Origin of the sequence: Streptomyces coerulescens (assembly GCF_042657965.1) — a bacterium.
GTDB classification, from domain to species: Bacteria; Actinomycetota; Actinomycetes; order Streptomycetales; family Streptomycetaceae; genus Streptomyces; species Streptomyces coerulescens.
In genome coordinates this window covers 214,318-231,293 of the sequence record NZ_JBHSKM010000046.1, presented here as the reverse complement: position 1 = coordinate 231,293, position 16,976 = coordinate 214,318, and the positions used below count along the sequence as shown (strand labels likewise).

16 protein-coding genes and 2 pseudogenes are annotated in these 16,976 nt (G+C 70.7%); 11 read left to right on the top strand and 7 right to left on the bottom strand.

Translation table 11 applies throughout. From position 1 onward, the window contains the following. Positions 1 to 58: 58 nt before the first annotated feature. The 4 genes and pseudogenes from ACFPQ9_RS41575 to ACFPQ9_RS41560 all read right to left on the bottom strand — a co-directional run bounded on the left by ACFPQ9_RS41575 (position 59) and on the right by ACFPQ9_RS41560 (position 2,612). On the bottom strand, positions 59 to 583 hold the full coding sequence (locus tag ACFPQ9_RS41575) for a MepB family protein (RefSeq protein ID WP_380864933.1): 525 nt from the start codon (positions 581 to 583) through the stop codon (positions 59 to 61). A gap of 70 nt (positions 584 to 653) precedes the next feature. Next, positions 654 to 1,087: pseudogene (locus tag ACFPQ9_RS41570) on the bottom strand (hypothetical protein). Continuing rightward, positions 1,084 to 1,729 (bottom strand): annotated as a pseudogene (locus tag ACFPQ9_RS41565) (molybdopterin dinucleotide binding domain-containing protein); the annotation flags it as partial. The pseudogenes ACFPQ9_RS41570 and ACFPQ9_RS41565, both read right to left, overlap by 4 nt. Positions 1,730 to 2,135: 406 nt before the next feature. After that, the gene (locus ACFPQ9_RS41560) at positions 2,136 to 2,612 is read right to left on the bottom strand and encodes an SRPBCC family protein (RefSeq protein ID WP_380864932.1); all 477 of its coding nucleotides are present in this window, start codon (positions 2,610 to 2,612) and stop codon (positions 2,136 to 2,138) included. 307 nt (positions 2,613 to 2,919) lie between these two features. Between ACFPQ9_RS41560 and ACFPQ9_RS41555 the strand changes: the two genes are divergently transcribed. From ACFPQ9_RS41555 to ACFPQ9_RS41510, 10 genes are all read left to right on the top strand, one after another. After that, on the top strand, positions 2,920 to 3,522 hold the full coding sequence (locus ACFPQ9_RS41555) for a flavodoxin family protein (RefSeq protein WP_380864930.1): 603 nt from the start codon (positions 2,920 to 2,922) through the stop codon (positions 3,520 to 3,522). Between the two features lie 11 nt (positions 3,523 to 3,533). Next, positions 3,534 to 4,211, top strand: coding sequence for a HemK2/MTQ2 family protein methyltransferase (locus ACFPQ9_RS41550; protein ID WP_380864928.1), 678 nt, complete (start codon positions 3,534 to 3,536; stop codon positions 4,209 to 4,211). Next, positions 4,195 to 4,428: a CDGSH iron-sulfur domain-containing protein gene (locus tag ACFPQ9_RS41545; protein WP_380864926.1), complete on the top strand. Its 234-nt coding sequence runs from the start codon at positions 4,195 to 4,197 to the stop codon at positions 4,426 to 4,428. Before ACFPQ9_RS41550 ends, ACFPQ9_RS41545 begins: the two co-directional genes overlap by 17 nt. Then, positions 4,425 to 5,444 (top strand): iron-containing redox enzyme family protein, encoded by a 1,020-nt coding sequence (locus ACFPQ9_RS41540; protein WP_380864924.1) that lies wholly within the window; start codon positions 4,425 to 4,427, stop codon positions 5,442 to 5,444. The genes ACFPQ9_RS41545 and ACFPQ9_RS41540 overlap by 4 nt, the downstream gene beginning before the upstream one ends. 106 nt (positions 5,445 to 5,550) lie before the next feature. Further along, on the top strand, positions 5,551 to 7,032 hold the full coding sequence (locus ACFPQ9_RS41535; RefSeq protein ID WP_380864922.1) for an aminotransferase class I/II-fold pyridoxal phosphate-dependent enzyme: 1,482 nt from the start codon (positions 5,551 to 5,553) through the stop codon (positions 7,030 to 7,032). 232 nt (positions 7,033 to 7,264) lie between these two features. After that, complete coding sequence (locus tag ACFPQ9_RS41530) at positions 7,265 to 7,813, top strand: DUF1062 domain-containing protein (protein WP_380864921.1); 549 nt, start codon at positions 7,265 to 7,267, stop codon at positions 7,811 to 7,813. 246 nt (positions 7,814 to 8,059) lie between these two features. Continuing rightward, positions 8,060 to 9,109 carry an NAD(P)-dependent alcohol dehydrogenase gene (locus ACFPQ9_RS41525; protein WP_380864919.1) on the top strand — a complete coding sequence of 350 codons (1,050 nt, stop codon included), beginning with the start codon at positions 8,060 to 8,062 and terminating at the stop codon, positions 9,107 to 9,109. Positions 9,110 to 9,173: 64 nt separating this feature from the next. Then, the gene (locus tag ACFPQ9_RS41520; protein WP_380864918.1) at positions 9,174 to 11,009 is read left to right on the top strand and encodes a glycoside hydrolase family 15 protein; all 1,836 of its coding nucleotides are present in this window, start codon (positions 9,174 to 9,176) and stop codon (positions 11,007 to 11,009) included. Beyond that, the gene (locus tag ACFPQ9_RS41515) at positions 11,006 to 12,421 is read left to right on the top strand and encodes a glucose-6-phosphate dehydrogenase (protein ID WP_380864917.1); all 1,416 of its coding nucleotides are present in this window, start codon (positions 11,006 to 11,008) and stop codon (positions 12,419 to 12,421) included. The genes ACFPQ9_RS41520 and ACFPQ9_RS41515 overlap by 4 nt, the downstream gene beginning before the upstream one ends. A 41-nt stretch (positions 12,422 to 12,462) precedes the next feature. Beyond that, a complete protein-coding gene (locus ACFPQ9_RS41510; protein ID WP_380864915.1) occupies positions 12,463 to 12,963 on the top strand; it encodes a gluconokinase in 501 nt (166 codons plus the stop codon). 15 nt (positions 12,964 to 12,978) lie between these two features. On the opposite strand, the gene ACFPQ9_RS41505 is transcribed toward ACFPQ9_RS41510, so the two are convergent. Then, entirely contained in the window at positions 12,979 to 13,437 is a 459-nt protein-coding gene (locus ACFPQ9_RS41505) for a universal stress protein (protein ID WP_380864913.1), read from the bottom strand. 103 nt (positions 13,438 to 13,540) lie between these two features. Beyond that, complete coding sequence (locus ACFPQ9_RS41500; protein ID WP_380864911.1) at positions 13,541 to 15,517, bottom strand: SpoIIE family protein phosphatase; 1,977 nt, start codon at positions 15,515 to 15,517, stop codon at positions 13,541 to 13,543. 220 nt (positions 15,518 to 15,737) lie between these two features. Between ACFPQ9_RS41500 and ACFPQ9_RS41495 the strand changes: the two genes are divergently transcribed. Further along, entirely contained in the window at positions 15,738 to 16,169 is a 432-nt protein-coding gene (locus tag ACFPQ9_RS41495; protein ID WP_380864910.1) for a hypothetical protein, read from the top strand. A gap of 56 nt (positions 16,170 to 16,225) precedes the next feature. On the opposite strand, the gene ACFPQ9_RS41490 is transcribed toward ACFPQ9_RS41495, so the two are convergent. Further along, positions 16,226 to 16,870: a glyoxalase gene (locus ACFPQ9_RS41490; RefSeq protein WP_380864909.1), complete on the bottom strand. Its 645-nt coding sequence runs from the start codon at positions 16,868 to 16,870 to the stop codon at positions 16,226 to 16,228. Positions 16,871 to 16,976 lie beyond the last annotated feature (106 nt).

Below are 16,976 nucleotides of genomic sequence, written 5' to 3'. Positions count from 1 at the left end.
GCACATCAGCCCAGAGGCCGCCGCGCATGCACATCAGCCCGGGTCACCGTCCATGCACCTACGGGTGGTAGAGGGCTTGGACACGCGCCGCGTCGACAGGGTCGGCCTCCCCCAGAGGCAGGAAGTGCTGGACTTGCCACGCCTGGGAGGTGCTCGCCTGGCGACTGGTCGTGGTCACCCACGGCGGGTAGACGCGGAACCCTCGCTTGCCGCCGGAGCCATCGCGGGACACGATGCCGCGCCGGCGCAGCACCTCTCGTGGGAAGACGAACTGTCCGAAGTGGCCGCTGTCTCGGCTGCTGATGACGAAGAGGTCGACCCCGTCCTCGGCGTCGAAGGGCCGGATCGGGCCTTCGGTGGACCGCTGCCACACGGTGACGAACTGGCCGACCTTCGTCGGGGTGGTCTTGGCCACGCGGAACCTCACCGACAGACCGTCGAGCGTGAACCCGTGTGCCGCGTATTCGGCGCTCTCCGGTTCGGGCACCGGCTGCGAGCAGACGAAGCCACTCGGGTCGTACACCAAGGTCTTCGCCGCGAGCAGGTCTCCATGAAGCCCTGACCAGGGCTGATTCGCCGCCATCCGGTCATCCTGCCATCACGCCCGGCACGCGCCCGCCCTGGGGTCGAGCCGCCTCACCACGCCGGCAGCGTCACGGGGCGGTCGAGAGGAGCTGCGGGGAGAGGGTCTTGATCAGGGTGTTGGTCCAGCGCATCTGGCGCAGGGTCTGTGGGTGGCAGGCGGCGGTGAGGGCGAGGAGGTCGTCGTCTCCGGTGGCCTGGGCGACCTGGCCGGGCATCTCCCAGTGCAGGGAGTTCGCCGTCGCTGCGAGGTGGAGGTCTCGTAGGTCGCTCAGAAGTCCGAGGTGTATTCGGTGAGGTGAGCCACGGTGGGGTGCGGCGAGAACGGTTCGGCGGCGGCGTGGGCCAGTCGTTCGGCGTGTTCGTGGGACCAGCGGGCCGGGTCGAGCGCCACATGGTGGACTTCGTGCTCGGCACGATGGTGTACGGCGACGGCCAGGAGGTGCCGTTCGAGGGCGAGTTCACCGTCGTGGAGCGCCCGTAGGACGGACTGGACGTCGCTCATCGCCGCTCCCGGGTGTGCTGTTCGGCTACGGCCGATGGGCCGCCCGTGGTGGGTGGGACGGACCGTGGGTCGGCCGGGGCGGAGGCCGTGGTGGTCGGGCCGGGCTGGGCACTCCCCCGGCTCGCTCGATCAGGGTCAGTCGGCAGGCGGCGGTCTTGAACAGCGGCTGTTGGGAGACGGGGTCCCAGTCCGTGACGGTGGTTTCGTTCGCGGGCCGGCCACCGTCCTTTGCCGGGGTGATCGCCTTCCGGGGCGTCCCAATAGCCGTAGTGGAACGGCAGGAACACCATGCCGTCCCGGGTCCCGGTGATCCGCAGGCGTCCGCGCAGCGAACCGCGCGGACTGGTGAACTCGACCAGATCGCCCTCGTTCACGCCGTGCGCCAGCGCCTCCCGGGCGGAGGTCTCCCTCCACCCACACCTCGGGTGCGGCGGCGTTGAGTTGCAGTACACGGCCGGTCTTGGTCCGGGTGTGGAAGTGGTACAGGGTGCGGCCCGTGTTCAGCTGCAAGGGGTACGCGTCGTCGGTCTCCTCGTGGGGCGGCAGATACTCGGCGGCCTTGAGGACCGCCCTGCCGTCCGGGTTGAACGCCCGGCACTCGGTCTCCGACACAGACGCGCCGGTGACCAGGTCCCTGCCGTACATCGAGGTCCTTCGGCCCCAGACGGCCGCGATTGACCCGGTCCGCCGCGCGGCCACGTACCCCGACGATCCGTCCGTCGGCGACGGCGATGTCCATCGCGTCCCCGTTGGAGTGCAGAAGCGACGCCGTGGGGACCCAGCGATCGACTTTCTCCGCCGTCATACCGGCTTCCAGGTACGAGTCGACGCGCGCCGGCCAGGCTTCGCCGCGGTCGTGCGGAGTGCGCTCGCCCCAGGGCTGGGCGATCCGGTCCACCTCGGACTGCATGTACGACCTTCAGGGTTTCGTGTCCGGGGCGACGCGTGCCCTTGAGTCCCGCGGGTCACCTGCCGCGGTTCGACCACGCCGATCCGTCAGAGGGGCAGGGGGTCAGAGGGGAAGCGGGCCAGAGGGCGTGCCGGGAGGTCAGAGCACCGAACCCGGGTCCTCCGGCCGGATGCGTCCGCGCCAGCCGCCGCTGTCTGCGCCACCACTCTCGACGTAGTCCTTGAAGCGCCGCAGGTCGCCCTTCACCCGCCGGTCGATCAGGCCCAGCGCGTCCGCGCCCTTCTCGGCCATGCCGGTGGGCTCGACGTCCATCGTGAGCTCCACCCGGGTGTGCATGTCGTCAAGGGGCTCGAAGCGGACCGAGCCGCGCTGCCGGGTCTCACCGTCGATGGACCGCCAGGTGATCCGGTCGTCCGCCAGCTGATCGACGATCTCCGTGTCGAACTCGCGGCGCACCCCTCCGATGCTGGTGATCCAGTGGTTGTGCCGGTCGTCGAGCTGCGTGACCTCGTCGACGCCCTCCATGAAGTTCGGGAACTCCTCGAACTGGGTCCACTGGTCGTAGGCCTTGCGCAGCGAGACCTCCACCTCGATGGCTTCCTTGACCGTGCTCATGGATCCTCCTCGCTCGGTTCTCGGCGGGGGCCGGCCGCGCTGGGCGGGCCGGCGCTCCCCCTGTGTGCAGAGCCCCGGGTACCCGGGAGAGCGATCTCAATCAGGCCGTCCGGTGGCCGGAGGAGAGAAGTGGGCGAGCCTGCGCCACACCGGGCCTCGGCGCCCGGCGGCCCGCGTTTCCTGGTACGGCCACCGGGAACTCGGACAGCCCGATACGCACATGCGTCGCCCCCCGTCACCGGCACGTCCGGGGCGAGGACACGAGGACTGACCGGGGTTCGCTCGAACCCTCGACACCGGAGCAGCCGTGAAAGCACTTGTGATCAACTGCACCCTCAAGGAATCCCCCGAGCCCTCCAATACCGAGGCGCTGGCGGATGTCGTGACCGAGCGGCTGTCCGAGCACGGGGTGGAGGTGGCGCCCGTACGGGCCGTCGACCTGGCCATCGCCCCCGGAGTGGTCACCGACGCGGGAGACGGCGACGCATGGCTCCGCGTCCACGATCAGCTCCTGGAGTCGGAGATCCTGGTCATCGCCTCTCCCACCTGGCTGGGCCGGCCGTCCTCGGTCGCCCAGCGCGTGCTGGAACGCATGAACGCGATGATGGCCGAGACGGACGACGCGGACCGGCCCGTCGCCTACAACCGTGTGGCCGGAGTGGTCGTCACCGGGAACGAGGACGGCGCCCACCATGTCATCAGCGAGATCTCGGGCGCGCTCGCGGACATCGGCTACACGATCCCCGGTCAGGCCTGGACGTACTGGCACCTCGGCCCGGGACCGGGCCCCGACTACCTGGAGGAGGAGCGCGGCCGGGACTGGGCCCACGACACCGGACGCGCCATGGCCGACAATCTCCACGGGGTCGCCGTGGCCCTCGCGGCACTGCCGCTGAAGGCGCCGGGCTGACGGGGACGCCGATGACCTCGGACTGTCGCATCGCCACCACCCGGACGCGCTACTGGGCCCCTCGGGGTGTCTATCCACCCCAGACCGACACGCGGCTGCTGCGGCGGGCGATGCACCGCGAGGCGATCACCGAACGGACGGACGTGCTGGATCTGGGCACGGGCAGCGGGCTGCTGGCGATAGAGGCGGCGCGGCGCGGCGGCCGCGTCACAGCCGTCGACATCTCCTGGCGGGCTCTCGCCGTCGCCTGGTTCAACGCCCTGCTGAACGGACGGACTCTACGTGTACGCCACGGCGACCTGGCCTCGGCGGTCCCCGGCCGCAGCTTCGATCTGGTGCTCGCCAACCCGCCCTACGTTCCGGCTCCGGGCCATGCTCCCCCGCGGGGGATCGCGCGGGCCTGGGACGCCGGTCCCGACGGCCGTCGGCTGATCGACCGTATCTGCGACAGCGCCCCGAGGGTTCTGCGGCCTGAGGGAACGCTGCTGATCGTGCACTCGCACCTGTGCGGCATCGACGCCACGCTCGCCAGCCTCGCGAGGGCCGGGCTGCGCGCGGAGGTCGTCGACCGTTTCCGCCTCCCCTTCGGGCGTGTGCTGCGCTCGCGCCTCGGCTGGATGCGTGAGCGGGGGCTGGCGGTCGGCGCTACGACGGAGGAGCTGGTGGTGATCCGTGCCGCACACGCCTGATCGGCCCCGGAGGATTCGCGTCCAGCGCGACGGCCCTCTGCTCATCGAGGGGCCGGTGGAAGTGGTGGACGAGAACGGCGAGGTGACCGCCTCTCATCGGTTCGCCGTCGCCATCTGCACCTGCCGCCGCAGCCGTATGTTCCCCTGGTGCGACACCAGTCATCGCCGCCGCGGCAGGCGACCCTGCGAAGGCGGGCCCGAAGGCGGGCCGGTATGAGCACCACCCGCCCGCGGCCCCCGCGCCGGCCACCGCCGCTGCCCGTGCCACGTGGCCCGCTGTCCGCATCCGTCACGGCCCTGTTGCGGGGTTCGGATCCGGGTGACTCCCCCTCCCCGGACCGCTGTTCCCCGTACGGCGACGATCTGCAACTCGCTCTCTACGTCCTCTATGAACTGCACTACGACGGCTTCCGGGATGTGCCCGACGACCTCGAGTGGGACGGTGCGCTGCTGGCCCGCCGTGCCGCGATCGAGCACCGCTTCCTGGGCGCGCTGCGCGAGGACGTGCCCGCCGACGGCGCCGACACGGCGGTGCGGGCGCTGGACGAACTCCAGACCGAACCGGTGGACGCATCCGGCAGCGTCTCGCACTTCCTCCGCGACCTAGGCAGCCTCGGGCAGCTGCGTGACTACGCGGCCCTGCGCTCGCTCTACCACCTCAAGGAGGCGGATCCACACGCCTGGGTCATCCCCCGGCTGCACGGCCGGGCCAAGGCGGGCATGGTCGCGGTCGAGTTCGACGAGTTCGGAGCGGGCCGTGCCGATGAGATCCACGCCGAACTGTTCGCCGATCTCATGGCGGACCTGGAGCTGAACACGGCGTACGGGCACTACGTCGACGCCGCTCCGGCCGAGATGCTCGCCACCGTCAATCTGATGTCCCTGTTGGGTCTGCATCGGTCGCTGCGCGGCGCGCTCGTCGGGCACTTCGCGACCGTCGAGGTGACGTCGTCCCCCGCGTCGCGCCGGCTCGCGGAAGCGATGCGCCGCGTGGGCGCCGGGCCGGCGGCCGTGCGGTTCTACACCGAGCACATCGAGGCCGACGCGGTCCACGAACAAGTCGTACGGCAGGACGTCGTCGACGGTCTCCTGGAGGAGGAACCGGGCCTGGAGGCGGACGTGGTCTTCGGGATCCGCGCGACCACGTACCTGGAGGACCGCTTGGGGGCCGGGCTGCTGGCGGCCTGGCGGACCGGTTCGACGGCACTGCGCCCAGCGGCGCCGGTGGGCTGAGCCCGGCACAGGAGTACCGGTCGGCCGACGTGTGCCACTTGTGGGGGACGCCTCTGCGGTGTCCGGCTCCACGATAGGCGGGACGAGGGCGGGGAACCCGGCCCCCATGGGTGTGCATCGTGACGAGGCTCCGGTTCTGGAAGCGCTGGCCCGCTATCACGACTCCGGCGAGTTCGGCTTCGCTCCCCCGGGCCACAAGCAGGCACGGGGCGCGGATCCGCGCGCCCGCGCGGTGCTGGGCGACGCCGTCTTCCTCGGGGACGTCCTGGCCAACGGCGGACTGGACGACCGGCACGCCCGCAGCCGGGTACTGGAGCGAGCCGAGGATCTGATGGCGGACGCGGTGCACGCCGAGCACACGTACTTCTCGACCTGCGGCAGTTCCCTCTCCGTGAAGGCCGCGATGCTGGCGGTGACCTGCCCGGGCCACCGACTGCTCGTCGGACGGGACGCCCACAAGTCGGTCATCGCCGGGCTCATCCTGTCCGGCGTCGAACCGGTCTGGGTGGATCCGCAGTGGGACGCCGCCCGGCACCTGGCCCACCCGCCCGCCGCGACCGCCTACGACGAGGCGTTCACCGCCCATCCCGACGCCGACGGTGCTCTCGTGACCAGCCCCACGCCCTACGGCGCCGCGGCCGACCTGACGGGCATCGCCGAGGTCTGTCACCGCCGTGGTAAGCCCCTCATCGTGGACGAGGCATGGGGTGCGCACCTGCCCTTCCACGACGACCTTCCGTCCTGGGCGATGGACGCGGGCGCCGACATCTGCGTGACCAGCATCCACAAGATGGGCAGCGGGCTGGAGCAGGGCTCGGTCTTCCACCTCCAGGGCGATCTCATCGACCCCGTCGAGCTGGCCTCACGGGCCGATCTCCTCGGCACGACCAGCCCCAACGTCCTGATCTACGCGGGCATCGACGCCTGGCGACGCCAGATGGTGCAGCACGGCCACGAACTCATGGGCCGGGCACTGGAGTTGGCGGCACGCACCCGCAAGTCCATCGAAGGCATCGACGGGTTCCACGTCAACGACGCCGACGACTTCTGCGGTCCCTCCCTCGCGGCGGACTTCGACCCGCTCCCCGTCGTCATCGACACCACCGCCCTGGGCACCAGCGGCTATCGGGCGGCCGACTGGCTGCGCGCCCACCACCGCATCGACATCCACCTCAACGACCACCGTCGCATCGGCGCCCAGCTCACCCACGCCGACGACGAGGAGACCGCCGAACGCCTCGTCGCCGCGCTGCGCGATCTCGCCGCCCACGCCACCGATCTGCGCAACGCGCCCCCGGTCTTCGTCCCGCCCCCGTCCGACCTCCGGCTGGAGCAGGTACGGCTGCCCCGGGACGCGTACTTCGACCGCCACACGGATGTCCCCGTCGCCGAGGCCGCCGGCCGGACCGCAGCCGAGATGATCACTCCCTACCCGCCCGGCATCCCCGTCGCCCTGCCCGGCGAACGCCTGACGCAGCCGGTGCTGGAGTACCTCACGACAGGCGTACGGGCGGGAATGTTCCTCCCGGACGCGGCCGACCGGAACCTGGACACGGTGCGGGTCGTCGAGGAGGACACGGGCGACTGAAGGCGAACCCGGACAGCGAGTGGCGGTCGGCCGGCGAGAGCGTCACTCGAAAACCGGTGGAACAGCGCCGCTGTGCGCAACTACCGTGCGGCTGAGCCCCAGTTGTCCAGGCAAGGACGTGCCGTTGTACACCGTGTGAGACCTCCCGAGCGCTGATTTGTCGCGCGTCGCGCCCATGTGCGCGCCGCGCCGCCTTTTGCTGCGGACTTCTCACTGAGATCGGTGTACCTCTGTGCTCAATAGCTGGGTGGTCATGCCCACCTGCCTGCCGCTTGTCATCCGCCGTTGCCACGGCTGCGCGTCCGAGCGCTTCCGGGCGAACGGCAAGTTTCGCGTCAACGCACACCACAAACTGCTCGACGCCTGGCTCCTGGTGCTCTGCACCGTTTGCGGGGACACGGCGAAGCTCACGGTCCTTGAGCGGATGAACGTCCGCTCCGTACGGCTCGACCTGCTGGACCGCATGCACGACAACGACCCTGGCCTGGCGGGCGAGTTGCTCCAGGATCCGCTCCTGCGCCGCCGTAACCGCATCGCCCTCGACTGGGACGACGCCTGGCGTCTCGACACCGGCGGATCGGATCGTCCGGACCACGAGGTGATCGACGTCGCGGTCCGCTTCGCGGCGCGGATTCCGGTCCGGCCGGTGCGGCTGATCGCTGAAGGGTGCGGTCTTTCGCGGGCCGAGGTGGAGCGGTTGATCACGGAGGGGAAGCTCGTGTCGGCCGTCCGGCTGAGCAGCAGGCTCTCCGGCGACTTCACCTTCACGCTCAAGCGCTGAGCCGGACGACCCTGAGCAGGAGGAATGCCCTTGGGCGGGACTCGCCCTGCCCGGGGGCATTCCCATGACCACGCAGTCCGCGCGGTGCTCGGCATCGTGCTCACTCCGGTCTTCGCCGTGGCGTCCACTGCCCCGGTCACCGATCGCGATCAAGATTCACCTCTGAGATGGTGAGACCGGATGCGAAGCGACCCACCACCGAGCGCGACGACAGGTTTCCCAGAGTCAGCAGGAGGGATGGTGTCGATGAAGGCATTCGTGATGAAGGAAATCGGACGCGTTGCCTTCATGGAGAAGCCCGATCCCGAACCGGGACCGGGCGACGCCGTGATCCGGGCCACCCGAGCCCTCATCTGCACCTCCGACTCCCATACCGTCGCCGGCGGAATCGGCCCTCGGGAGGATCTGACACTGGGGCACGAAGCGGTGGGCGTCGTGCACGCTGTGGGAAGCGAAGTGAAGGAATTCAAGCCCGGTGACCGTGTGCTGGTCGGCGCCATCACCCCCGACTGGGGTGATCGCGCCGCGCAGAACGGATTCCCGTCCCAGTCCGGTGGACCCCTCGGCGGCTTCAAGTTCGCGAACATCAAGGACGGCGTCTTCGCCGACTTCTTCCATGTGAACGACGCCGACGCCAATCTCGCGAAGATACCCGAGGACATCAGCGACGACGTGGCGGTCTACTGCGCCGACATGATGTCCACCGGGTTCATGGGCGCAGAGAAGGGCGACATCCCGATCGGCGGCACGGTCGCCGTGCTGGCGCAGGGACCGGTGGGACTGATGGCGACGGCAGGGGCCAGACTCAACGGCGCCGGCCTGGTCATCGGGGTCGAATCGGTTCCCCAGCGTCAGAAACTCGCCCGCATGTACGGCGCCGACGAGATCGTCGACTTCTCTAAGGAGGACGTCGCCGAGCGCACGGAAGAGCTCACACAGGGCCAGGGAGTCGATACCGCCATCGAGGCCCTCGGCGCGGACGGGACCTTCCAGACCGCCGTCAGAATCACGAAGCCCGGAGGCACGATCTCCAACATCGGCTATTTCGGATCCGGGGAATTCGTACGCATTCCGCGCGTCGAATGGGGCGTCGGAATGGCCGACAAGACGATCGCGACGGGACTGTGCCCCGGCGGCAGACTCCGAATGGAGCGGCTGCTGCGGGTGTTGGGGTCGCACCGCGTCGATCCCTCGCACATGACCACCCATACGTTCGCCTTCGACGAGATGGAGCGGGCCTTCGAGGTCGCCGACAAGAAACTCGACGACGTGGTCAAGGTGTTGATCACCTTCTAGGTCGATCACCGTCCAGGTCGCATCACGGGCAGGCCGCTGTTCCGGATCTTGGAGGCGAGGCGTCATGGACGATCTCGGTACGCCGTTCAGGCCGCTCCAACGACGCGACGGATACCTGCCGTTGGAGGACCTCGGCCTCATCGGGGACGGTGCGACCGCCGCACTTGTCGGTCTGGACGGTTCCATCCCGTGGCTCTGCCTGCCGAGGTTCGACTCGGAACCGCTGTTCTGCGGTCTGCTGGACCACGCACGCGGCGGGCACTTCACCGTGGCGCCGCAGGACCTGACGGAGGCCCGGCAGCGCTACGAGCCCGACACCGGCGTCCTGGTCACCGAGTTGCGGTGCGCCACCGGGGTGGTGCGTCTGACCGACGCGCTCGTCGTACGGTCCGGCGCCGATCTCACCGACGACGCGCCGGCCGGCCGGAGCGAACTCGTCCGGTCGGCCGTCGTCCTGGACGGGCACGTCCGACTGCGCGTGGAGGTGGAACCGCGCGGCGGCGGGCGGACCAGGGCTCTGTTCAGCGGGCTCGAACTGCGCCCCGCGCGGCGTCCGGACCTCCGCCTGCACATCCGCGCCAACCGTCCCGTCACCGGCGCGCACACCACCCATGACCTGGCGCAAGGAGAGCGACTCGACGTCGTACTGTCCTGGGGCCGCTTCCACCGCCACCACCGGTTCGACGCGGACGCGATGCTGCGGGACACCGCCGACGCGTGGCGGCGCTGGATGAAGCACTTCGACTACGCCGGTCCCCAGGAGGAGTTGGTCCGGCGTTCGGCGATCACCTTGAAGATGTGCGACGACTGGGCCAGCGGCGCGCTCGTCGCGGCGCCCACCTCGTCCCTGCCCGCGCCGATCGGCGGCATCCGCAACTGGGACTACCGCTACGCCTGGATCCGCGACGCTGCCTTCGCCGTGTTCGCGCTGCGCCGCATCGGCTTCGGAAACGAGGCGGACGCCTTCCTCGGCTGGGTCCTCGACGCCTTCGAGCAGAGCCCTGGACCACGGATCATGTACGACCTCGACGGCCTCCCGGTACCCGACGAGGTCGAGGACCCCGAGTTGGAGGGGTACCGCCGCTCCGCCCCCGTGCGCTGGGGCAACGGCGCGACCGACCAGCGTCAGCACGACGTGTACGGCGAGATCCTGGACTGCGCCGGCCAGTGGCTGCGCACCGGCAAGGAGGTCCAGCCCGCGCTGTGGGGCGGCCTCGCACGGCTGGCCGACAGCGCGGAGCAGGCGTGGCGCCGGCCCGACCAAGGGATCTGGGAGGTCCGTAGCGAGGGCCGGGTCTTCACGTACTCGGCGGCGATGTGCCAGGTGGCCCTGGACCGGGCGGCGACCATCGGCGGGCAGCTCGGCCTGCCCGGACGGGTCGCACACTGGCGGCAGTCGGCCGACCACCTGCGCCGGCGCATTCTGGACCAGTCCTGGGACGAGGACGCGCGGACGCTGAGCGCCCATCTCGACGGCGGCGGCGCCCTGGACGCCAGCCTGCTGGCGCTTCCGCTGCGTGAGGTAGTCCCCGCGGATCACCCGAGGATGGCGGCGACCTGTGCGGCCGTCGCCGAGCGCCTCTCGGCCGGCGACGGCCTGCTCTACCGCTATCTGCACGAGGAGTCACCCGACGGGCTCGCGGGCGACGAGGGCGCCTTCGTCCTGTGCAGCTTCTGGCTGGTCGACAACCTGACGGCCCAGGGCCGGGTCGACGAGGCCGAGGAGCTGTACGCCTCGCTGTGTGCCCGTGTTAGCCCGCTCGGTCTGCTGTCGGAGCAGATCCACCCGTCCACAGGAGAGTTCATGGGCAACTTTCCCCAGGCATTCAGCCACATCGGGATCATCGCCAGCGGTGTCAACCTCGCACGGGCGAGGGCACGAGCGGAGGTCACTTCATGATCAACCATCTCGCCGTCCTCGGTGGGACGGGCGACCTCAGCGCACGTTTCCTGCTGCCGGCCCTGGCGGCTCTGCGGGCGGCGGGACGCCTCGACGACGGCTTCCGGTTGACGGCCGCCAGCCGCGAGGACTGGGACAGCGCACGGTTCCGGCAGTGGGCGGCCACGCAGCTCGACCGCCACGGCGGCACCTGCCCGGCCGACGCCCGGCAGGCGATCGTGGATGCCTCCCGCTACCAGCGGGCCGACGTCACCGACCCCTCCGACGTCTCGGCGCTCATCGCCACGGACGACCCCCTCGCCGTCTACCTCGCGCTTCCGCCTGCGCTGTTCCCCGCCGTGGTGACCGCCCTGCACCGGGCGGGCCTGCCGCAGGGCAGCCGGATCGTGCTGGAGAAGCCGTTCGGTGAAGAACTGGCCGACGCGGTGGCGTTGAACCGGCTGCTGGCCGGCACCCTGCCGGAGGAGTCGGTGTTCCGCGTCGACCACTTCCTGGCGATGACGACCGTCCAGAACGTACTCGGCAGCAGGCTCGCCAACCGCGTCCTCGAACCGATCTGGAACAGCACCCACATCGCCGAGGTGGACATCGTCTGGGACGAGACCCTCGCCCTGGAGGGCAGGGCCGGCTACTACGACGGTGTCGGCGCGCTCAAGGACATGCTCCAGAACCATCTGCTGCAACTGCTCTGCCTGGTGGCCATGGAACCGCCGATCACCCTCGGCGAACGCGATCTGCGCGACCGCAAGGTCGATGTGCTGCGGTCGATCCGGCCGCTGTCCGACGACGACGTCGTACGCCGTACCCGCCGCGCCCGCTACCTCGCGGGGCGGATCGGCGACCGGGACGTCCCCGCGTACGCCGAGGAGGAGGGTGTCGACCCCGGGCGGCTGACGGAGACCTTCGCCGAGGTCGAGCTGGAACTGGACAGCTGGCGCTGGTCGGGCACGACCTTCCGGCTCCGTTCCGGTAAGGCTCTCGCGGCGGACCGCAAACACGTGGCCGTGCACTTCCGCGCCGTGCCGCATCTGCCTTTCGGACACGGCGGAGAGGCACTGCCCAACTCGCTGTACTTCGGACTCGAACCGGAGGGTCTGACCCTGGACGTCACCGGCATCGGATCGAAGACCCACACCTTCGTCCCGCTCGAACTGGCGGCGCAGATGGATCCGCCCGAACTACCCGCCTACGGCAGGCTCCTGCTCGACGTCCTGAACGGCGATCCCGCCCTGTCCATCCGCGGTGACGAGGCCGAGGAGGCGTGGCGGGTCTTCGAGCCCGTGATGTCCGCCTGGTCGAGGGGCGTCGTACCGCTCGACGACTACCGGGCCGGTTCGGACGGGCCGGTGCCGGACGGTGGTCCGCGTCCCGCTCGGCGGGCGGCCACCGCGCGTCCCCGGGGAGCGCCGTGACCTCGCGAGGCGCTCGGTCACGCGGCCCGTGCATCGTGGTGATGGGGGTATCCGGCACCGGCAAGACCACGGTCGCCCGTCTGCTCGCGCAGCGCTTGTCCGTCCCTTTCGCGGAGGCGGACGAGTTCCACTCGCCGGGCAACATCGCCAAGATGTCCGCGGGAGTCCCGCTCGACGACTCGGACCGCCGGCCCTGGTTGCAGGCCATCGGCCGGTGGCTGCACGAGCACGCCATGACGGGCAGCGGCGGTGTGGTGACCTGCTCGGCGTTGAAGCGGCACTACCGTGACACGCTCCGCGAGGCCGCGCCCAGTGTCTTCTTCCTCCATCTGACGGCGGGTGAGGAGGTGCTGGCGCAGCGGATAGGCCATCGCACCGGGCACTTCATGCCGGGGTCGCTCCTCGCGTCGCAGCTGGCGACCCTGGAGCCTCTCGCTCCCGACGAGTCAGGAGCCGTACTGGACGCCGGACCGCCTCCCGACACGGTCGCCACCCGTGCGGTGGCCCTGCTGCCGCGGCCGACCGAGTCGGCCCACGAGTGACCACCGTGCCCGGCGCTACCGCGTTCCCTCGCGGAAGACCACGACCGGGCAGGCTGCGTGCTGGGCACAGTGCTGGGCGACCGACCCCAGCAGCAGTCCGGAGAAACCTCCGAGTCCCCGGCTGCCGACCACCAGCAAGGACGCCCCATGGGCGGCGTTGAGCAGCACGCTCGCGGGAGTGCCGTAGCGCACGGCGGTCCGTACCTCCACCGGTGGCCGGGATCCCACGACGTCCTCGACGGCGGCTTCGAGTTCCTGGCGTGCCCGGGCCTCCAGGGCGCCTTCGTCGCTGCTGGACGGCGGCAGCCAGGCGAGCGATCCGTGGAACTGAGGGATGTCCCAGGCCGTCACGGCCTCGACCGCACCACCGGTCAGTTCCGCCTGCCGCACCGCCCAGCGAAGGGCCCGCTTGGACGAGTCCGAACCGTCCACCCCCACGACGATGCGCCCTGTCTCCGCGCGCTGGTCACCCACGCTTCCTCCTCAGCTCGACGCCGGGCCCGGACTCCAGCGTCGTCCCGACCGCACCGCACCCGCAGCCCGGGCGGTCCGGACGGGCGCGCGGGCCGACCGAGCGTCAGGACAGCCGGGTGAGTCGGGTCACGAGCACGGTGGCGTCATCCGCGGAGTCTGCGGGGCGTACGGCGATGAGCGCGTCGCAGATCTCGTCCAGGGGTGTCTCCGTGTTGTGCACCGCACGGCGGAGCATGGCGATCCCCTGGTCGAGGTCCAGGAAGCTGCTGCGGTCCTCGATCATGCCGTCGGTGTAGAGGACGAGCAGGCTTCCCGACGGGACGGCGTACCGGACGCTCTCGTACACGTGGTCGAGCCCCATGCCCAGGGGCGGCCCGGGGTCGGCCGCCAGGATGTCCGCCGACCCGTCCGGGCGGACCAGCAGGGGCGGTGGGTGCCCGGCCAGTGCGAGCCGGAGGTCTCCGGTGGCCCCGTCATGGACAGCGCAGACACAGGTGGCGGGCAGGTCGTTGTCGGCCTCGTCCTCCAGCCCGTCCAGGCGGGTCAGGAGCTGGCCGGGTTCCAGACCCACGGCCAGCAGGGCGCGAGCGGAGGAGCGGTAGCGGCCCATGGCCGCGGCGGCCGCCAGTCCGTGTCCCATGACATCGCCGACGGTCAGCCCGACACGGCCGCCGGGCAGTCGGACGGTGTCGTACCAGTCGCCGCCGGCCAGGGTCCCGTCCTGGGCGGGGAAGTAGCGGTACGCCGACTCGGCCCAGGGGATGTCCGGCAGGCGTGCGGGCAGCAGACGGCGCTGGAGGACCAGGGTGGCCAGTCTTTCCCGCCGGTAGAGCAGGGCGTTGTCGAGCGCCATGGCGGCGCGAGCGGCGATGTCGCGCAGGGTGAGCACGTCGTCGGCGTCGAAGCCGCCGGGTCGGGAGAAGGTGATGGCGCCCAGAACATGTCCGGCGGCCGGCAGCGGCAGCGCGATTGCGTGGTGCGGCTGCTCCCGGTCGTCGTCGACGCGGAAGTGGACCGCATCGGCCGAGCGGATGCACTCACCGACCGGGGCCGATGCCGCACGGGCCTGTGGCAAGTCCCGTTCCGGTGCGGCGGGCCCGCTGCCCGCGGCGGCGCTCAGCGGGTGGACGCGCGGACCGGCAGCGCCGTCCGCGCCGCGCTCCTGCGGCCGGGTGCGCATCCGCGGGTCCGGGTCCCGCTGAACGGCCTCCTCCAGGAGGTCGACGGTGACGGTCGAGGCGAACGCCGGGGTGCAGACCGCCAAGAGCCTGGACGCCACGCTCGCCACGTCCAGCCCCTGGCTGAGACCGGCGCTGATCCGGCTGAGCAGGTCCAGCCGGCGCTGGTGCCGCGCGGTGTCCAGCAGCTCCGCCCTCGTGCCGCCCAGGTCGTGCACGACACCGGCCTGGCCCACGACGTTGCCGTCGGCGTCCCGGAGCGGGAAAAGGGTTCCCACGGCGGCGTACGGTGTGCCGTCGGGTCTGATCGCGGCCACGTGCAGGTTGTCGATCGTCTCGCCGGCGTCGGTCACACGGCGCACCATCGCCTCGTACGCCCGTGGATCGGGGAGATCGAGGACGTCCAGGATGCTGCGGCCCAGGTGTGCCTCGACGGGCAGTCCGTTGAGTCGCGCCAGGGCGTCGTTGATGAAGCGGTATCGCAGGTCCCTGTCGAGGACGGCCAGGCCGATCGGTGAGGAACGCAGAAGAAGACCGGTTGCCTCGGGATCGCACCAGTCGGTCTCCTGTGCGCCGTGAACCGCTACGGCCAACAGACCCGCACCGGCTTCGAGCGGTACCGGCACGGCACGCCACCGGACGCTGCGACTCCTGCCGTCGAAACAGCGCATCCAGTCCGTGCGGACCCCACCGCCGGCGCGGACCAGCCGATCGACGAGCGTCCGTCCGTCGGCGGCAGGGCCGTCCACGAGTACGGCCAGATCGCAGCCGACGATCTCGGTGGCGGGGTGGCCGGTCAGCGCCTCCGCCTCGGAACTCCACAGGCTGATCCGGCCCGCCGGGTCGACGAGCGCGATGGCCAGGCCGTCATCACCGCCTACCGTGCGCCGTCCTCCCGGCACGACATGCTCCCCTCACCAGCCGAAGCCCCCACTCCCGGCCCGGGTCGGGCACCCCCTCACGTTATGGGCCCCACCTCCGATTCTTCCGGGAGAGGCATGAAGTGCCACCCGGAGGAGGGACTCGGCCCGACGGCACCCCTCCGGAGGTGACTCTTCACGCGAAGGCGGGCCTCGGATGGCAATACGTCTGAGCCGCGTCCATGTGGGGAACACGGGGTGAATGAGCGAATACGAGGTTCCGCAAGGCGACGGACAGCCCGTGGAGGTGTACCTGGACCTCCTGCGTATCCGGATGGACACAGAGGACTACCGGCTCCTGCTGCGTGTGGTGGAACCGGTCCTCAAGGCGATCGACGAGGAACGCCTCTCCACCCTCGACTTCGCGCTCGACTCGGGCGGCGACGAGCTGCCCCAGCAGATCCGGGACGAGGCCGCTCTGGTCATCGCCACCGCCGTCACGGGCCGCCTGGACAACGAACTGGTCGAGATCGATGTCGATGACACCGGCCCGGTGCGGATCGTCACCGACGCGACCACCGCCTCCGACCCCGATCGCCTCGGTGAGATCGCCGACTACATCAGGGAACGGCACAGGCAGACGGAGGAACTGCGCGGCATCGCCGAGGTGAGCGGGTTGCCCACGGACTTCTGAGCGGCAGTCCGAGCGCCCCAGGGGGCCGGCCCTCAGGACACGGCCGACTCCCCGGTTCAGGCGTGGTCGAGCCCCGTGGCGGTCTCCCAGGCGAATCCGTCCGGATCTGTGAAGGAGGCCCCGGTACTGCCCAGGATCACGCGGTGCGAGCCCGAGCCATCGGTGGGGACGCCGAGGTCCTTGGCCAGACCGCGGCGCTTGTAGAGCGCCAGCTTGACGGGGCTTGACCCGTCGGCGGCGAACTCGGCGTACTTGCCGCCGAAGCTCCTGGCCACGGTCATGCCCTGGCCGACGTAGAACTGCTTGCCCGCCTTCACGTCCTCGACGCCCAGCAGCAGGACGACCTCGTCGATCTCTCGGGTGGCCGGGCCGGTGTCCTTCTTCGCCGAGGTCGCGACCTTGCAGATGGTGCCGTCGGGTGCCTGGACGACGCCGCCGTAACCCCAGAGGGACTTCGTGGCGGGCTTCAGGACCGTGGCGCCGGCGTCGACGGCGGCGCCCAGGAAGCTGTCGACGGTGGCCGGTCCGGACACGGTGAGTGCGAGGGTGAAGCCGCGGAATCCGGTGGAGTGCGCCTCGGACGCCCGCAGCCGGACGTACCGGTCCACTCCGAAGGCGGTGTAGAAGCGGCGGGCGGCCTCGATGTCGGTGACCTCGAGGGTGACGGATGCGAGGGACGTGGTGGATGCGGTGGTTTCCATGTCCTTCACGCTAGGTGCGGCCCGGCGGCCGGGGCTTCTCGATTCCTGACCGGTCTCGTCGGTTGCGGACGCGGACGGGTGGACCGGGGCGGCCCGGGGCACGGTT

Excerpts from the sequence above, each read along its gene's own strand:
- ACFPQ9_RS41575 (WP_380864933.1), bottom strand. The coding sequence starts at position 583 with ATGGCGGCGAATCAGCCCTGGTCAGGGCTTCATGGAGACCTGCTCGCG.
- ACFPQ9_RS41560 (WP_380864932.1), bottom strand. The coding sequence starts at position 2,612 with ATGAGCACGGTCAAGGAAGCCATCGAGGTGGAGGTCTCGCTGCGCAAG.
- ACFPQ9_RS41550 (WP_380864928.1), top strand. The coding sequence starts at position 3,534 with ATGACCTCGGACTGTCGCATCGCCACCACCCGGACGCGCTACTGGGCC.
- ACFPQ9_RS41540 (WP_380864924.1), top strand. The coding sequence starts at position 4,425 with ATGAGCACCACCCGCCCGCGGCCCCCGCGCCGGCCACCGCCGCTGCCC.
- ACFPQ9_RS41535 (WP_380864922.1), top strand. The coding sequence starts at position 5,551 with ATGGGTGTGCATCGTGACGAGGCTCCGGTTCTGGAAGCGCTGGCCCGC.
- ACFPQ9_RS41525 (WP_380864919.1), top strand. The coding sequence starts at position 8,060 with ATGAAGGCATTCGTGATGAAGGAAATCGGACGCGTTGCCTTCATGGAG.
- ACFPQ9_RS41520 (WP_380864918.1), top strand. The coding sequence starts at position 9,174 with ATGGACGATCTCGGTACGCCGTTCAGGCCGCTCCAACGACGCGACGGA.
- ACFPQ9_RS41515 (WP_380864917.1), top strand. The coding sequence starts at position 11,006 with ATGATCAACCATCTCGCCGTCCTCGGTGGGACGGGCGACCTCAGCGCA.
- ACFPQ9_RS41510 (WP_380864915.1), top strand. The coding sequence starts at position 12,463 with ATGGGGGTATCCGGCACCGGCAAGACCACGGTCGCCCGTCTGCTCGCG.
- ACFPQ9_RS41495 (WP_380864910.1), top strand. The coding sequence starts at position 15,738 with ATGAGCGAATACGAGGTTCCGCAAGGCGACGGACAGCCCGTGGAGGTG.
- ACFPQ9_RS41490 (WP_380864909.1), bottom strand. The coding sequence starts at position 16,870 with ATGGAAACCACCGCATCCACCACGTCCCTCGCATCCGTCACCCTCGAG.